A 14,394-nucleotide genomic window follows, 5' to 3' on the forward strand; every position below is an offset into this window, starting at 1 on the left:
CCATGCTAACCGGGAGGGATCTCCGGCTTCCCCGCCATGAACCATTCAGTAAAGGAGCGGGCACGGCCGGATCCATCAAGCCTGATCACCCACAGATTGTCGTACGTGGGCCTGCCGCCCGAGTAGGTGGTGAGGCCCTGGACAAAGGCGGTGTCGCCGTCGCACCCCAGCAGTTCCCAGCTGAACGTCCAGTCGGCCGGCTCGTCACGTGCCGCCAGCCAGCCCTGGACGATCCCGTCGTGGCCGCGCCAGGGTTCGGGATCATGGGGACGCGTCTCGTAGAGCGCGTCCGGGGCAAACAGGTTGCGGATGTCATCGGCGCCGTTGCTGGTCCAGGCAGCCTGGTATTTTTCCATCCAGGCGTGGACATGGTCCCGGGCTGAAGCTGGCTGGGTCATACCTTGGTTGTACCCGGGCAGGGTCCGGGGCGCAATGGACTCAGCCGTTGGCGGCGGCGATCCACACACCAATGACCCAGGTGCTGGCGGCAAGGCAGGCCAGCCCGAACTCCGCGAGCATCCCCAGCCCGGTGGCCTTCAGCGCGGCCCAGCTGGACTTCGCCGCCGTCGAAAAATTCCGAGTCCGGAGGAACTCGCTGGCCAGCAGCCCGGCCGCGAAACCAACGAAGAGGCCCACCACAGGGATGATGAACATCCCCACCACGCCCGCCACGAGGGCCACCACAATGCTGCGGCTGGGAATGGCATGCTGCTTGAGCTTCCTGCCGGTGAGGACGGCACCCGCCGTCATCCCCGCGGCGACAAAGATCATGGCCACCGCAAACACGACCCACCCCGCAGACCCGGCGCCGCCCCAGATGGCCCACGCCAGCAGGCTCACGCCAATGAGGACGCTGCCTGGCAGGACGGGAATGATGGTGCCGGCCACCCCCACCAGGATCGCCAGGCCGCACAGGATGGTCACCACGGTTTCGGAGCTCATGGACTTCAGTCTAGGGCCGGCCCTTAACGCCCGACGGCGGTGCCTCCTTCGGGGAAGGAGGCACCGCCGTCGTGGTTTCTGCCGGAAAGGGGATTTACTCCGCTTCCACCGCCGCGGCGACGGCCGCGGTGACCGCCGGTGCCACGCGGGGATCCAGCGGGCTGGGGACGATGTAGTCGGCCGAGAGGTCCTCGGCGGCGAGCCCGGCGATGGCGCGCGCCGCTGCGAGCTTCATGGCCGGGGTGATGCGGCGGGCGCCGGCGTCGAGGGCACCGCGGAAGATGCCTGGGAACGCCAGGACGTTGTTGATCTGGTTGGGGAAGTCGCTGCGGCCGGTGGCCACCACGGCGGCGTACTTTACGGCCACCTCGGGCAGGACTTCGGGATCCGGGTTGGACAGGGCGAACACGATGGCGTCCTGGTTCATCGATGCCAGGTGCGCCTCGTCCAGCTTCGAGGAGGAGACGCCGATGAAGACGTCGGCACCGGCCAGCGCTTCAGCAGGTCCGCCGGTGATGCCGCGGGGGTTGCTGCGGCCGGCGAGGTCGGCCTTCTTGCTGTCGGGGCTGGCAGCGAGGTCGGCGCGGCCGCTGTTGATGACTCCGCGGGAGTCGAGCAGGACGACGTCGGTGATCCCGGCTGCGAGCAGGATTTCGGCGACGGCGATCCCCGCCGCGCCGGCGCCGGACACCACCACCTTCAGGCCCTCGAGGCCGCGGCCGGTCACCTTGGCGGCGTTGGTCAGCGCTGCCAGGGCCACGACGGCGGTTCCGTGCTGGTCGTCGTGCATGACCGGGCAGTCAAGGGCTTCGATCAGCTTTTCCTCGAGCTCGAAGCAGCGCGGGGCGGAGATGTCCTCAAGGTTCACGGCGCCGAAGCTGGGGCGCAGGCGGACCAGGGTTTCCACGATCTCGTCCACGTCCGTGGTGTTGAGGACCAGGGGGATGGAATCAAGGTCGCCGAAGGTCTTGAAGAGGGCGGACTTGCCTTCCATGACCGGCAGCGAGGCGCTGGCCCCGATGTTGCCCAGGCCCAGGACGGCAGTGCCGTCGCTGACCACGACCACCAGGCGCTCGGCCCAGGTCAGGGTGCGGGCCAGTTCGGGCTTGGCGTGGATGGCCCGGCTCACCTCGGCCACTCCGGGGGTGTAGGCGATGGACAGGTCCCGCTTGTTGGACAGCGGAACAGTGCTGGTGACGGAGAGCTTGCCGCCCTGGTGGGCCGTGAAGATTTCGTCTTCGGTCAAGGCCGTGGCTGCTGAATCGTCGGTGGCTGTGATTGCGTCAATGGACACGTCGTTGTCTCCTGGTGCTGGCCGTGGGCACACGGCACATCGGGAACCGGGCCCTCCCGGGCCCAGGCGTGGAAGGTAGTGCGACAGGAAACCCAAGGGTGGCGGGTCCGCGGGAACGCCGGGGATGTTTCCGCCCTGCCGCTCCTGTGCCCCAATGGTAGGCAGGCCCGAAAGGGCTGCCGGGTCCTGCTTGACACAGCTTTAGCCTGACAAAACGTTTATGCAGGACGATTTGTGATCCAGATCACGGCATTATGGCGTATTTAATTGCCTTTTGGTCTAGACCAGTTACGCCGACCGGGACACTGTGAAGCCCGCCTCGGCCCCGGGGGACAGCCGACCGCACGCCTTTTTCAGGTCCTCCTCGGCTTCGAAGAGGGACAGTCGGCGGCTCCGGACGGACTGGACCAGACCAGTGACGGTCAGGAGGAGGACCCTGGCTCCCACGGCGTCGCCGCAGGCACCCGCAACGAGCTTTTCGCTGAGTGCATCAATCTCGCGCAGGAGTGCGGTGGTGTCCTTGTCCGGGTGGTACACGCCCCGGCTGAGGCATTGCTCCACCGCGGGCTGCATGACGCGCATGTGGAAGATTTCCATCAGCAGGCCGGACAGTGCCCGGCCCCGGAAGCGCGGCGACGAGCCCCGGGAACCGGCCTGCAGCTCGTCCAGCTGCTGCCGGTACAGCGCCAGCATCAGGTGGGTGGGGGACGGAAAGTAACGGTAGAGGGTTCCCAGTGGCACGTCCGCTTTTTCTGCGACTTCGGAGAGTTCCACGGCGTCAAGACCCGTGCGGGCGAACCCTGCGGCGGTGTCCAGGATCCGCGTGTAGCGGAGGCGCTGGCGTGGAGCGGAAGGCCGGGCGGCCATGGGCGGATGGTCTGAAAAAGTCTCGGGCATCAGCATTCCGGGGTTGTGTCGTAGGGACTGCGGCCAGGAGCGCCCCCACTTCCGTACCGCCCTGCAGCCCGGTTCAACTATACGGCACAGGCGTGTGCCCTAATTAGTCAGCGGCCTTAGTTTCGGGCGCCGGCAGGTCAGTCGACGCCCTTGATTTTCACCACGAAAACGGCACCCAGCAGCCCGATGGCAGCCGCCGTGAGGAACAGCGTCCGGTAGCCACCCCAGTAGGCCACGGCCAGCAGCGCCAGTCCCGGGGCAACCACCTGCGGCAGCGAGTTGGCCACGTTGATGATCCCCATGTCCTTGCCGCGGCTGACGGCGAACGGCAGGACCTGGGTCAGCAGCGCAAAGTCCACGGCCAGGTAGGCGCCGAAACCGACGCCCAGGACGGCGGCGCCGGCGAGCGCGCCGGGCCAGACGGGAAAGAAGGCCATGATGGCTCCGGCCATGGCGATTATGGCCGAGGAGGCGATGACGAACGGTTTCCGCCTGCCCACCCGGTCACTCCAGGGACCGGCCACCACCGCGGTGGCCATGACCATCACCGCGTAGATACCCGTCAGGACCAGAACCCCCGCGGCAGGATCCTCATGGCCTATGACGTCACGCAGGAAGAAGAGCAGGTAGACGATGGTCAGCTGGTTTCCCACGTTGACCAGGAAGCGCGTGAGCCAGGCCCAGGCGAAATCCGGGTGGCGCCGGGGACTGATCCAGAAACCCTTGAGGAAAACCCTGGGCCGGAAAGCCTCCAGCCCGGACTTGGGCAGGGCGGGATCATTCCGGTGGAACAGGTACGGCAGCACGGACACCAGCAGGGCGCCCGCACACAGCCAGTAGCCCACCATGAAGTTGCCGGAGACCACTGCCCCGAAAACCGCGCCAGTGAGGATGCCAAGGGTCTGCCCCATGGCCGCGAGTCCGCCCACTCCCCCGCGCTGGATGACGGGAACCCGGTCCGGGACGGCGGCGGTAATGGCCGCGTACGCGGCATTTGCACCCAGCTGCACCAGGCACCAGAAAAGCACCATCAGGGCCACCGCGGCAGAGAAGGACATGGCCAGCAGCGCCGCCGTGGCCAGGACTGCCCCGGCCAGCACCCACGGGGCCCGCCGGCCGAACCGGGACGTAGTCCGGTCCGAGAGGGCACCGAAGAGGGGGTTGGCCACCAGCGAAACCCCCGCACCGCAGGCCGTCACCAGCGAGAGGATGGCTTCCTTGGAAGGCGCATCAATGCTGATGGCCTGCTGGCCGATGAACACGTTGATGGGACCGAAGAACGCCGCGTTGATGCCCACGTTCACCAGCACCAGGCCGGTGACCCAACGGGCGGTGACCTTCTGCACCGGCTCGGCGAGCGCCGCCGTCGCGGTTTTGCCTGCGGCATCATCCGGCGGCGCGGGCGTGTTGAACGGACTCATTGGCGTGCTCCCCTTGGTGCGGCCGGCTGGCGGTGGAATCAGACTATCGTGGGCGGTACCGGGCCACCGGGCACGCGGCGGTCAACGCCGCCCGGGGGATCACGTTGCCGGGTAACAAATTGCCGAGTATCGAGGAGAACCAGATGAGCGCACCCACCCCGACCGAAGGCACAGCGGTCAATACCGCCGACCTCTACGATGAGCGCGGCGACGAGCTGGCGTCCGTCTCCCTGCAGTTCCAGTCCCTGGGCGGCCGCTCGCACTTCAGCGGCCGGGTCCGCACCATTCGCTGCTTCCAGGACAACGCCCTGGTGAAGTCCACGCTGGGGTCACCGGGGAACGGGGCGGTCCTGGTGGTGGACGGCGGCGGATCGCTGGGCACGGCCCTGATGGGGGACATGATCGCCGAAAGCGCCGTGGCAAACGGCTGGGCCGGCGTCGTCATCAACGGCGCCATCCGTGACCGGCTGGCGATCGCGGACCTGGACCTTGGCGTCAAGGCCCTGGGCAGCAACCCCAGGAAGAGCCAGAAGGCGGGGGCCGGCGAGGTTGACGTGGATGTGGTGATCGACGGCGTGACCTTCCGCCCCGGAGCCACCGTCTGGTGCGATCCGGACGGCATCCTCGTGGAGCGCCAGCAGGAAGCCCGGCAGGACGGGGAATAAAAACAACGAGTAAGATAGTTACTGAAAGCAACTATCGCTGCTTATATCCTTTCCTTCCCCTTGGAGCACCCATGTCCAAAGCCACTGCCGCGCCCGGCCCCGGAGAAACCCTGACGCAACGCCAGATCGTCACCGTGATGGTGGGCCTGATGCTGGGCATGTTCCTGGCATCCCTTGACCAGACCATCGTCTCCACTTCCATCTACACCATTGCCAATGACCTGGACGGGCTCTCCCTGCAGGCGTGGGCCACCACCGCGTACCTGATCACCTCCACGGTCAGCACCCCGCTGTACGGCAAATTGAGTGACATCTTCGGACGCCGCCCGCTGTACCTGACCGCGATCCTCATCTTCCTGGTGGGCTCGCTTTACGCCGGCTCGGTCCACTCGATGACCGAACTCGCAGTTGCCCGCGGCATCCAGGGCCTGGGCGCCGGCGGCCTGCTGGCCCTGGCGCTGACCATCATCGGCGACATCGTCTCGCTCAAGGACCGCGCCAAGTTCCAGGGCTACTTCATGTCCGTGTTCGGCATCTCCTCGGTCCTGGGCCCGGTGGTGGGTGGGGCATTCGCCGGCTCGGCGAACATCCTCGGTTTTGACGGCTGGCGCTGGGTCTTCTTCATCAACATTCCCATTGGCCTTGCCGCGCTGACGGTGGTGTTCCTGTTCCTGCACCTGCCCGCCAAGCACCTGAAACAGAAAATCGACTACTGGGGCGCCGCCGCCATCACCGTGGCCATCGTTCCGCTCCTCCTGGTGGCTGAGCAGGGCCGCACGTGGGGCTGGACCTCCGTGAACTCTTTCCTCTGCTACGGCCTGGGTGTGGTGGGCATTGCCTGGTTCCTGCTGGCGGAGAAGCGCGCCGGCGACTACGCCTTGATCCCGCTCCGGCTCTTCCACAACATCACGTTCGGACTGTCCTCGCTGCTGAACTTCATCATCGGCATCGGCATGTTCGGCGCAATCGCCATGCTTCCGATGTACCTCCAGCTGGTCAAGGGCCTCACCCCCACCGAGGCCGGCCTGATGATGATCACCTTCACCGTGGGCATCCTGTTCGGCTCCATCACCGCCGGCCGCACCATCTCGGCCTCCGGCACGTTCCGCATCTTCCCCATCATGGGTACCGGCATCCTGACCGCCGCCGCCCTGGTGATGGGCTTCTCACTGGCAGTGGACACCGAACTCTGGGTCCCCGGACTCATCGCCGTCTTCTTCGGCGTCGGCCTGGGCTTCTGCATGCAGCCGCTCACCCTGGCCATGCAGACCTCGGTACCGCCGCGGGACATGGGCGTGGGAACCTCCTCCGCAGCGTTCTTCCGCTCCATGGGCGGCGCCGTGGGCACCGCCGTCTTCATCTCCATGCTCTTCAGCATGGCGGCAAGCCGCATTGCCGACGCCATGAAGGCCGCCACCACGGACCCGGCCTACCTGGCCGTCCTGAAGGACCCTGCCGTCGCGTCGGACCCTGCCAACGCCAAGCTCTATGAATTCTTCAAGAACGGCGCCTCGAACGACTCCCTGAACGACACCAGCTGGCTGCATACCGCCAACAGCACCCTCACCAGGCCCATCACCGAGGGCTTCGCCACGTCCATCGACACCGTGATGCTGACGGCCGCGGCGCTCACCGGCCTGGCGTTCCTCATCAGCTTCGCCCTTCCGCGGAAGAAGCTGACCGACCAGAAGGCATCCCCGCAGGACAAGGACAGCATGGAGATTCCGGCGCACTAGCCCGTAAGCGCACGGGTGGGACGACGACGGCGGCACAGCCCGCCGTCGTCGTCCTGCGTTAACGGGGCAAACGGCGCCAAGTGGAACCTCGGGCGGTGACGTGCCACACTGTTTAGCGCGTGTGCGCCGGCCATTCTGCCGGTACCGCAGCCGACGACGTCCGCACCGCATCCATAAAACCCCCAAACCCAGGGAGAACCATGCCCACTGCACAGGAGCAGACCACAACCGGGATACCGCGGCGGGTGATCTGGCTGGCGCTCGCGGGGGCGGTGGGCGGATTCCTCTTCGGCTTCGACTCATCGGTGGTCAACGGCGCCGTGGACGCCATGAAGGAAGAATTTGCCCTGTCAGAGGCCGTCACGGGCTTCGCCGTAGCCATTGCCCTGCTGGGCTGTGCTGCAGGCGCCTTCCTGGCCGGCAAGGTGGCGGACCGCTACGGCCGCATTCCGGCCATGAAGCTGGGCGCCCTGCTGTTCCTGGTCAGCGCCGTGGGCACGGGTTTCGCGTTCGGCGTCTGGGACCTGGTGTTCTGGCGCCTGGTGGGCGGCCTGGGCATCGGGCTGGCCTCCGTCATCGCGCCCGCCTACATCTCCGAGATTTCGCCGCGAAAGGTCCGCGGCCGCCTGGCTTCGCTGCAGCAGCTGGCCATCACTACGGGTATTTTTGCCGCGCTGCTGTCTGACGCGCTCCTGGCCACCAGTGCCGGCGGTGCGGACCAGGCCTTCTGGCTGGGCATTGAATCATGGCGCTGGATGTTCCTGGCCGCCGCCGTCCCGGCCGTCGTTTACGGTTGGGTGGCGTTCACCCTGCCCGAGTCCCCGCGGTTCCTGGTGTTCCAGGGCAAAGAGGACCAGGCCCGGGAAGTCTTTGAGTCCATCGCACCCACCGAGGATGCCGGTCGGCATATCCGGGACATCCGGGAAGCCATTGAGGAAGACAAGCTGGCCGGGCAAAAGGGGTCCCTCCGCGGCAAGGCCTTTGGCCTGCAGGCTGTGGTTTGGGTGGGCATCACGTTGTCGGTGCTCCAGCAGTTCGTGGGCATCAACGTGATCTTCTACTACTCCACCACCCTGTGGAAGGCCGTGGGCTTCCAGGAGAAGGACTCCCTGGCCATCTCGGTGGCAACCTCCGTCACCAACATCCTGGTAACCCTCGTGGCCATCGCCCTGGTGGACCGCGTGGGCCGCCGGCCCATCCTGCTGGCCGGGTCCGTGGGCATGGCCGTGTCCCTGGGCGCCATGGCCGTGGCGTTCTCCTCGGCAACAGGCAGCGGCGAGAACATCAGCCTGCCGGGCGCGTGGGGCCCAGTGGCCCTGGTGGCCGCCAACGTCTTCGTGATCAGCTTCGGCGCGTCCTGGGGACCGCTGGTGTGGGTCCTCCTGGGCGAGATCTTCCCGTCCCGGATCCGTGCCCGGGCGCTGGGCCTGGCCGCAGCGGCCCAGTGGGTGGCCAACTTCGTGATCACCCTGAGCTTCCCGGTCATGGCAGCGGGCTCGCTGCCGCTGACCTATGCCATGTACGCCCTGTTCGCTGCGGCTTCCTTCTTCTTCGTCATGTTCAAGGTCCCGGAGACCAACGGCATGTCCCTGGAGCAGGCCGAGACGCTGTTCGTACCCAAGGGCTCCGCCAAGGCCTAGCAACGCCCCATCACTTTTGGCGGCCTTCCCTGGAACGCCCCATCAGCTTCAGCAGGAAAACACCAAACCCTCCATCACATGCCGTGATGGAGGGTTTGTCCGTTGGTGCGCCGGCAGCGGCTACACGACGTGCGGTTCGTGCGAGGACAGGTAGGCCCGGCCGCCGAACGCGACCAGGATGGCGATCACCATGGCCACCGCCCCGGCAAAGAACGGGACCTGCGGGCCGAAGTGCTCACCGAGCTGCGCCGCCGCGAACGGGGCCAGGGCACCGCCCATCCAGCGGACAAAGTTGTAGCCGGAGGAAGCCACCGGCCGGGGCGAATCAGAGACGCCCATGGCCAGTTCCGTGTAGATGGTGTTGTTGATGCCCAGCAGCGCGCCGGCAACAATGACCAGGACGACGACGGCAGGCACCGAGTGCCCCGCGGCCAGTCCCAGCCCGGCCAGGTCCAGCATGAGGACGAACAAAGTGCCGGTCAGTACCTTCACCGCGCCGAAGCGGGTCTGCAGGACCGGTGCAACGAAGACGGAAAATACCGCCACGGCCACACCCCAGCCAAAGAAGACGCCGCCGATGCCGTACGCGTCCATGCCCAGGATGAACGGGGTGAAAGCCAGGATGGTGAAGAAGCCGTAGTTGTAGAACAAGCCGCTTGCCGCCGTCGTCCGCAGTCCCTTGTGACCCAGCGCCAGCAGGGGGTCCCGCAACCGCACCTTGCGCTCAGGCAGCGGCGTCCTGGGCAGGAGGGCGATCAGGGCGATGAAGGCGGCGGCCATGAGGACGGCGGTGCCGAAGAACGGGGCGCGCCACTGCCAGCCGCCCAGGAGGGCGCCGAGCAGCGGGCCGAGCGAGATGCCCAGGCCCAGTGCGGCTTCGTAGAGGATGATGGCGGTGCCGGCGCCGCCGCTGGCCACCCCAACAATGACGGCGAGGGCGGTGGCGACGAACAGGGCGTTGCCCAGTCCCCAGCCGGCGCGGAAGCCCACCAGCTCATCGACGCTGCCGGACAGGCCGGACAGCGAGGAGAACACGACGATGACGGCCAGGCCGATCAGCAGCGTCCGTTTGCCGCCGATGCGGGAGGAGACGAACCCCGTGATCAGCATGGCCAGCGCGGTGACCAGGAAGTAGCTGGTGAAGAGGAGGGAGACCTGGCTGGGGCTGGCGTCCAGGTTGGTGGCGATGGCCGGAAGGATGGGGTCCACCAGGCCGATGCCCATGAAGGCGAACACTGCGGCGAGGGCGGTGGCCCAAACCGCCTTCGGCTGTTTGAGGAATGAGGCCTTTTCGGCCGTCAAGGTTGATTCTGGTGCTTGCAGGGTTTCTGCGAGCTGGCCGTCCATGGAGGGTGCTCCTAAGTTCGTGGCTGGTTCAGTTCTGGAGGGATGCGTTGATTTTGTCGATGACCGGCAGGGCCTCCGCCAGGGCTTGGCGGTCCTGGTCGGTGAGCGTGCTGAGGATGTCGGCCATCACCTGGTTGCGGCGCTTGTTTGCGGCGTCGACGGCGGCACGGCCTTCGGGGGTGAGGATCACCCGGACGGCACGGGAGTCTGCCGGATCCGGCTCGCGGCGGGCCAGGCCGGCGCGTTCAAGTTTGATGATCTGCTCCGTGGCGCTGGGCACGCGGACCCCGAGGTTCCGGGCGATTTCACCGACCCGCTGGCCTTCACCGAGCAGCATCTTGAGCGTGCTGAGCTGGGCGGCGCTGAGTTCACCGTCCGCGTCGAGGCGCCGGACCAGGTAGACGCTGTGGCGGAGGGCTTCGCGGAAGGCGGCGGCAAGTTCGTGGAGCTGGGGATCGTCGTCAGTCATCGTTAGGTACCCTAATAGTTAGGGTACCTAACGGTCAAGGCCTAGAGGGCCAGCTTCATGCCGACGTGGCTGGCCTCGAAGCCCAGCTGTTGGTAGAACCGCTGGGCTGCCGAACGGCTATGGTGCGTTGTCAGCTGCATCAGGTCGCAGCCCCGGCGCCGCGACTCCGCGATGGCCCAGCCCACCATGAGCCTCCCCAGGCCCTGCCCGCGAAGGGACGCGGCCACGCGGACACCTTCGAGCTGCGAGCGCCACGCGCCCTGTCTGGAGATGCCGGGAAGGAAGCTCAGCTGGAAGGTTGCAACCACCGGCCCCTCCTCTTCCCCCTGCGGCACCCTTTCGCCGACGAGCAGGAGATGGGCGGGGTCGGCGTGGATCGCGTCAAAGGCGCGTTCGTAGGGTTCCATATCCTTCGCGGTCTCGCGGCCGGCGCCCAGGGCGTCGTCGGCCAGCAGGCGCACCATGTCCGGGATGTCGGCACGCGTCGCGTGCCTGAGGCGGAACGTCCCGCCGTCGACGTCGGCGGTGAGCAAAGCAGGCGCGGCATTTGGGTTCTGGTTCACCCGCCCAGCTTGGCACAGACAAAGAACGACGCCGGCACTTGGGTAAGTGCCGGCGTCGTTCTGATGGAGCGTCGCCGGAATTCCTGCAGGATCTGATGGAGCGTTGCGCTTGAGGGCGCAGGTAATGATGGAGCGTGTCAGTTGGCGCGTCAGGCGGGGGTGCCGGCCATTTCGGCCTGCCGCTCCTCGACGAGGGTGGCAACGGCGGCGAACAGCGGGTGGCCAGGCGCCAGCCCGGTGATTTTTGCCGTGGCGTCGGCGGGGCTGGTGGAGCGAAGGATTTCTGCCAGCTCCGTGGCCTCTGTATCAGCGGGGTCGTTGAACCGGAGCGCTGATGCGATGGCACCAAGCAGGGCCTCCGGCACCACGCCACGTTCGGCCAGCTCGGCGGCGGGGCCGATGAAGCGCTCGTTCCGGCTCAGCTTCCGCAGCGGAGCACGGCCCACCCGGTTGACGGTGTCCGGAAGATAGGGATTGGAGAACCTGACCAGGATCTTCTGGACGTAGGCTTCCTGCTCATCGTTGCTGAACCCGTGCTTGGCCACCAGGAGCTGCTTGGTTTCCTCCAGCACCGCCCGGACATCCTCCGCCACGTCCTGGTCCGCCATGGCGTCGGAGATCTTCTCCAGGCCCGCCTCGAACCCGAAGTATGCCGCCGAGGCGTGGCCGGTATTCACGGTGAACAGCTTCCGCTCGATGTAGGGCGAGAGGTCGTCCACGAACGTGGCGCCGGGAATGGCCGGAGCGGAGTCACCGAACGCGGTGCGGTCGATGACCCATTCGTAAAAAGTCTCCACTGTTACGTCCAGCCCCTGCCCGGCCTCCTGGTTGGGCACGATCCGGTCCACGGCAGTATTGGCGAACACTGCCTTGCCGTCCAGCACTGCGGCGGTGGCCCCTGGCTGGGCGGCCACCTCCTTGGCCAGGATGTCCGTGGCGTTGATCGCGTTCTCACAGGCCATCACCTGCAGGGGCGCCCGGCCGGGCTCCCTTGCGGCGATGCCCTTGGCGATCACCGGCGCCACGAACTTCAGGATGTGCGGGCCCACTGCGGTGGTGACGATGTCCGCCGTGGCGATCTCGGAGACCAGTTCCGCTTCCTGGGCGTTGGAGTTCAGCGCCCGGAAGTTGTCCACGGTCCGCACGGCGGGATTCTCCCCCACTTCGTGCACGGCGTAGCTGTCCGCTTCCTTGAGCCGGTTGATCAGGTCTTCGGCCACGTCCGCGAACACCACTTCGTAGCCGGCGTCATGCAGGAGCAGCCCCACGAAGCCGCGGCCGATGTTGCCGGCCCCAAAATGTACTGCCTTCACTATGCGTTGACCTTTCCGAAAAGCTCCAGGACTTCATCCTCGGACGTGGCGGCCTCGAGCCGGGCAACCTGTTCCTTGTTGGTGAAGACCTTGGCGATGGACGACAGGATGTGCAGGTGCTCGTTGTTGATGCCGGCGACGCCCACCACGAACTTCACCTGCTTGCCGTTCCAGTCGATGCCTTCCGGGTACCGGATGACGGAAACCGCCGACTTGCGGATGTGGTCCTTGGCGGCGTTGGTGCCGTGCGGGATGGCCAGGAAGCTGCCCATGTAGGTGGATACGGACTCTTCCCGCTCATGCATGGCGGCGATGTAGCCCTCATCCACGGCGCCACGGGCCAGCAGCAGCCGGCCCGCCTCGTCGATGGCGGCGTCGCGGGTGGTGGCCGAACCGCGCATGACCACGCTCTCGCGGGCCAGGATGTCGGAGCTGCCGGCGGCAGGAGCTGCCGCTGCCGCACCTGCTGCGGCAGGCGCTGCGTCCACCGGCGCCTCGGCGGCGTGCGCACCGTGGGCGGTGCCGGCGTCGGACGTTCCGCCTTCCGTGTTGCTCTCGCGGACCAGCTCGACGATCTCGTCGTACCGCGGGCTGCTCATGAAGTTGTCCACCGAGTAGTGGACGGCACTGGACGTGGCCGGCTTGGCCCGCTCGGTCAGGTCCTGGTGCGTGATCACCACGTCGTAGGTGTCGCTGAGGCTGGCGATGGAGGCGTTGGTGACCTTGACGTCCGGGAACCCGGCCGCCTTGATCTTGTTCCGCAGCACCGAGGCGCCCATGGCGCTGGAGCCCATGCCGGCGTCGCAGGCGAACACGATGTTCCGGACGGGTCCGGCCAGCACGCCCACTCCGCCGCGGCCGCCGGACGCGGCACCTGCGGAAGCGCCTGCACCTGCACCTGTCAGGGTGGAGGAAACCGAGCTCTTCTTGCCCTTCATTGCCTCCATGCGGGCGGTGGCGTCGCCCAGGTCTGTTTCGTCACTGTGCTTGGTGGTCTTCATGATGACGGAGGCCACCAGGAAGGATGCCGTGGCGGCGAGCACCACCGACAGGATCACGCCGAGGTAGCTGTCGCGGGACGTCTGGGCCAGCACGGCGAGGATGGATCCCGGAGCGGCCGGCGCAACCAGGCCCGCGCCGGTGACGGCCAGGGTGGCGATGCCGGTCATGCCGCCTGCGATTGCGGCCAGGATCAGCAGCGGGCGCATGAGCACGTACGGGAAGTAGATCTCGTGGATGCCGCCCAGGAAGTGGATGATCGCAGCACCGGGCGCCGACGCCTTGGCGGCACCGCGGCCGAAGAACATGTAGGCCAGCAGGATGCCCAGGCCGGGACCCGGGTTGGCTTCAAGCAGGAACAGGATGGACTTGCCCTGGTCCAGCGACTGCTGGACGCCCAGCGGGGTCAGCACGCCGTGGTTGATGGCGTTGTTCAGGAACAAGACCTTGGCAGGCTCGATGAAGATGCTGGTCAGCGGCAGGAGGCCGTTGTTGACCAGGAACTGCACCACGTTCCCGGCACCGGTGCTGAAGGCCGTGACCAGCGGTGAAATGCCGAAGAAGCCCAGCATCGCGAGCAATGCGCCCCAGATACCGGCAGAGAAGTTGTTGACCAGCATCTCGAAGCCGGGGCGGATCTTGCCCTCCCACAGCATGTCGATCTTCTTCATGGTCCAGCCGCCCAGCGGGCCCATGATCATGGCGCCGATGAACATGGGGATGCCGGCACCGACGATCACGCCCATGGTGCCGATGGCCCCCACCACGCCGCCGCGGACGTCATAGACGTTCTTGCCGCCGGTGTATCCGATCAGGAGTGGCAGCAGGTAGGTGATCATGGGGCCCACAAGGCCGACGTTGGGCTTCCCGCCGGTCTCACCGAAGCCACCGAGGACGGGTACGGGCAGCCAGCCCTTCTCAATGAAGAGGGCCGTGATGATGCCCCAGGCGATAAACGCCCCAATGTTGGGCATGATCATGCCGGACAGGAATGTCCCGAACTTTTGGACGTGCACGCGCGCGCTGGTGCGGGGTTTTGCAACTGTCTCTGTTGCCATGTGATTTCCTAACCTCATTCCTGCTGCTCCGCAGGAGTGGTCCGATGATT

The 14,394-nt window shown here is 66.7% G+C and carries 13 protein-coding genes; 3 read left to right on the plus strand and 10 right to left on the minus strand.

What is annotated here, in order from left to right; all coding sequences use genetic code 11:
- Positions 1–5: 5 nt before the first annotated feature.
- The 5 genes from LDO86_RS19415 to LDO86_RS19435 form a co-directional block, all read right to left on the minus strand.
- A complete protein-coding gene (locus LDO86_RS19415) occupies positions 6–398 on the minus strand; it encodes a nuclear transport factor 2 family protein (RefSeq protein WP_224084161.1) in 393 nt (130 codons plus the stop codon).
- A 40-nt stretch (positions 399–438) separates the two neighbouring features.
- Entirely contained in the window at positions 439–942 is a 504-nt protein-coding gene (locus tag LDO86_RS19420) for a DUF456 domain-containing protein (protein ID WP_018769725.1), read from the minus strand.
- Positions 943–1,036: 94 nt separating this feature from the next.
- Entirely contained in the window at positions 1,037–2,236 is a 1,200-nt protein-coding gene (locus LDO86_RS19425) for an NADP-dependent malic enzyme (protein ID WP_018769726.1), read from the minus strand.
- A gap of 288 nt (positions 2,237–2,524) precedes the next feature.
- On the minus strand, positions 2,525–3,133 hold the full coding sequence (locus LDO86_RS19430) for a TetR/AcrR family transcriptional regulator (RefSeq protein ID WP_018769727.1): 609 nt from the start codon (positions 3,131–3,133) through the stop codon (positions 2,525–2,527).
- Between the two features lie 137 nt (positions 3,134–3,270).
- Positions 3,271–4,554: an MFS transporter gene (locus LDO86_RS19435; RefSeq protein WP_018769728.1), complete on the minus strand. Its 1,284-nt coding sequence runs from the start codon at positions 4,552–4,554 to the stop codon at positions 3,271–3,273.
- A 143-nt stretch (positions 4,555–4,697) separates the two neighbouring features.
- Here LDO86_RS19435 and rraA point away from each other — a divergent pair, with 143 nt between their 5' ends.
- From rraA to LDO86_RS19450, 3 genes are all read left to right on the plus strand, one after another.
- Entirely contained in the window at positions 4,698–5,219 is a 522-nt protein-coding gene (gene rraA, locus LDO86_RS19440) for a ribonuclease E activity regulator RraA (RefSeq protein WP_018769729.1), read from the plus strand.
- Positions 5,220–5,290: 71 nt separating this feature from the next.
- Entirely contained in the window at positions 5,291–6,955 is a 1,665-nt protein-coding gene (locus tag LDO86_RS19445; protein ID WP_018769730.1) for an MDR family MFS transporter, read from the plus strand.
- Positions 6,956–7,155: 200 nt separating this feature from the next.
- Positions 7,156–8,595 carry a sugar porter family MFS transporter gene (locus LDO86_RS19450; protein ID WP_026265837.1) on the plus strand — a complete coding sequence of 480 codons (1,440 nt, stop codon included), beginning with the start codon at positions 7,156–7,158 and terminating at the stop codon, positions 8,593–8,595.
- A gap of 120 nt (positions 8,596–8,715) precedes the next feature.
- On the opposite strand, the gene LDO86_RS19455 is transcribed toward LDO86_RS19450, so the two are convergent.
- From LDO86_RS19455 to LDO86_RS19475, 5 genes are all read right to left on the minus strand, one after another.
- Complete coding sequence (locus LDO86_RS19455; protein ID WP_018769732.1) at positions 8,716–9,942, minus strand: MFS transporter; 1,227 nt, start codon at positions 9,940–9,942, stop codon at positions 8,716–8,718.
- 28 nt (positions 9,943–9,970) lie between these two features.
- The gene (locus LDO86_RS19460; RefSeq protein WP_018769733.1) at positions 9,971–10,411 is read right to left on the minus strand and encodes a MarR family transcriptional regulator; all 441 of its coding nucleotides are present in this window, start codon (positions 10,409–10,411) and stop codon (positions 9,971–9,973) included.
- Between the two features lie 41 nt (positions 10,412–10,452).
- Positions 10,453–10,944 carry a GNAT family N-acetyltransferase gene (locus tag LDO86_RS19465; protein ID WP_018769734.1) on the minus strand — a complete coding sequence of 164 codons (492 nt, stop codon included), beginning with the start codon at positions 10,942–10,944 and terminating at the stop codon, positions 10,453–10,455.
- 179 nt (positions 10,945–11,123) lie between these two features.
- A complete protein-coding gene (locus tag LDO86_RS19470; RefSeq protein WP_018769735.1) occupies positions 11,124–12,287 on the minus strand; it encodes a mannitol-1-phosphate 5-dehydrogenase in 1,164 nt (387 codons plus the stop codon).
- Complete coding sequence (locus LDO86_RS19475; RefSeq protein WP_018769736.1) at positions 12,287–14,344, minus strand: PTS mannitol transporter subunit IICBA; 2,058 nt, start codon at positions 14,342–14,344, stop codon at positions 12,287–12,289. Before LDO86_RS19475 ends, LDO86_RS19470 begins: the two co-directional genes overlap by 1 nt.
- Positions 14,345–14,394 lie beyond the last annotated feature (50 nt).

It is taken from the genome of Arthrobacter sp. StoSoilB19 (genome assembly GCF_019977275.1).
GTDB lineage: Bacteria > Actinomycetota > Actinomycetes > Actinomycetales > Micrococcaceae > Arthrobacter.

Bases quoted from the DNA above. Each gene is read 5' to 3' on its own strand.
- LDO86_RS19445 (WP_018769730.1), top strand. From the start codon at position 5,291: ATGTCCAAAGCCACTGCCGCGCCCGGCCCCGGAGAAACCCTGACGCAA.
- LDO86_RS19455 (WP_018769732.1), bottom strand. From the start codon at position 9,942: ATGGACGGCCAGCTCGCAGAAACCCTGCAAGCACCAGAATCAACCTTG.
- rraA (WP_018769729.1), top strand. From the start codon at position 4,698: ATGAGCGCACCCACCCCGACCGAAGGCACAGCGGTCAATACCGCCGAC.
- LDO86_RS19435 (WP_018769728.1), bottom strand. From the start codon at position 4,554: ATGAGTCCGTTCAACACGCCCGCGCCGCCGGATGATGCCGCAGGCAAA.
- LDO86_RS19460 (WP_018769733.1), bottom strand. From the start codon at position 10,411: ATGACTGACGACGATCCCCAGCTCCACGAACTTGCCGCCGCCTTCCGC.
- LDO86_RS19415 (WP_224084161.1), bottom strand. From the start codon at position 398: ATGACCCAGCCAGCTTCAGCCCGGGACCATGTCCACGCCTGGATGGAA.
- LDO86_RS19420 (WP_018769725.1), bottom strand. From the start codon at position 942: ATGAGCTCCGAAACCGTGGTGACCATCCTGTGCGGCCTGGCGATCCTG.
- LDO86_RS19475 (WP_018769736.1), bottom strand. From the start codon at position 14,344: ATGGCAACAGAGACAGTTGCAAAACCCCGCACCAGCGCGCGCGTGCAC.
- LDO86_RS19450 (WP_026265837.1), top strand. From the start codon at position 7,156: ATGCCCACTGCACAGGAGCAGACCACAACCGGGATACCGCGGCGGGTG.
- LDO86_RS19430 (WP_018769727.1), bottom strand. From the start codon at position 3,133: ATGCCCGAGACTTTTTCAGACCATCCGCCCATGGCCGCCCGGCCTTCC.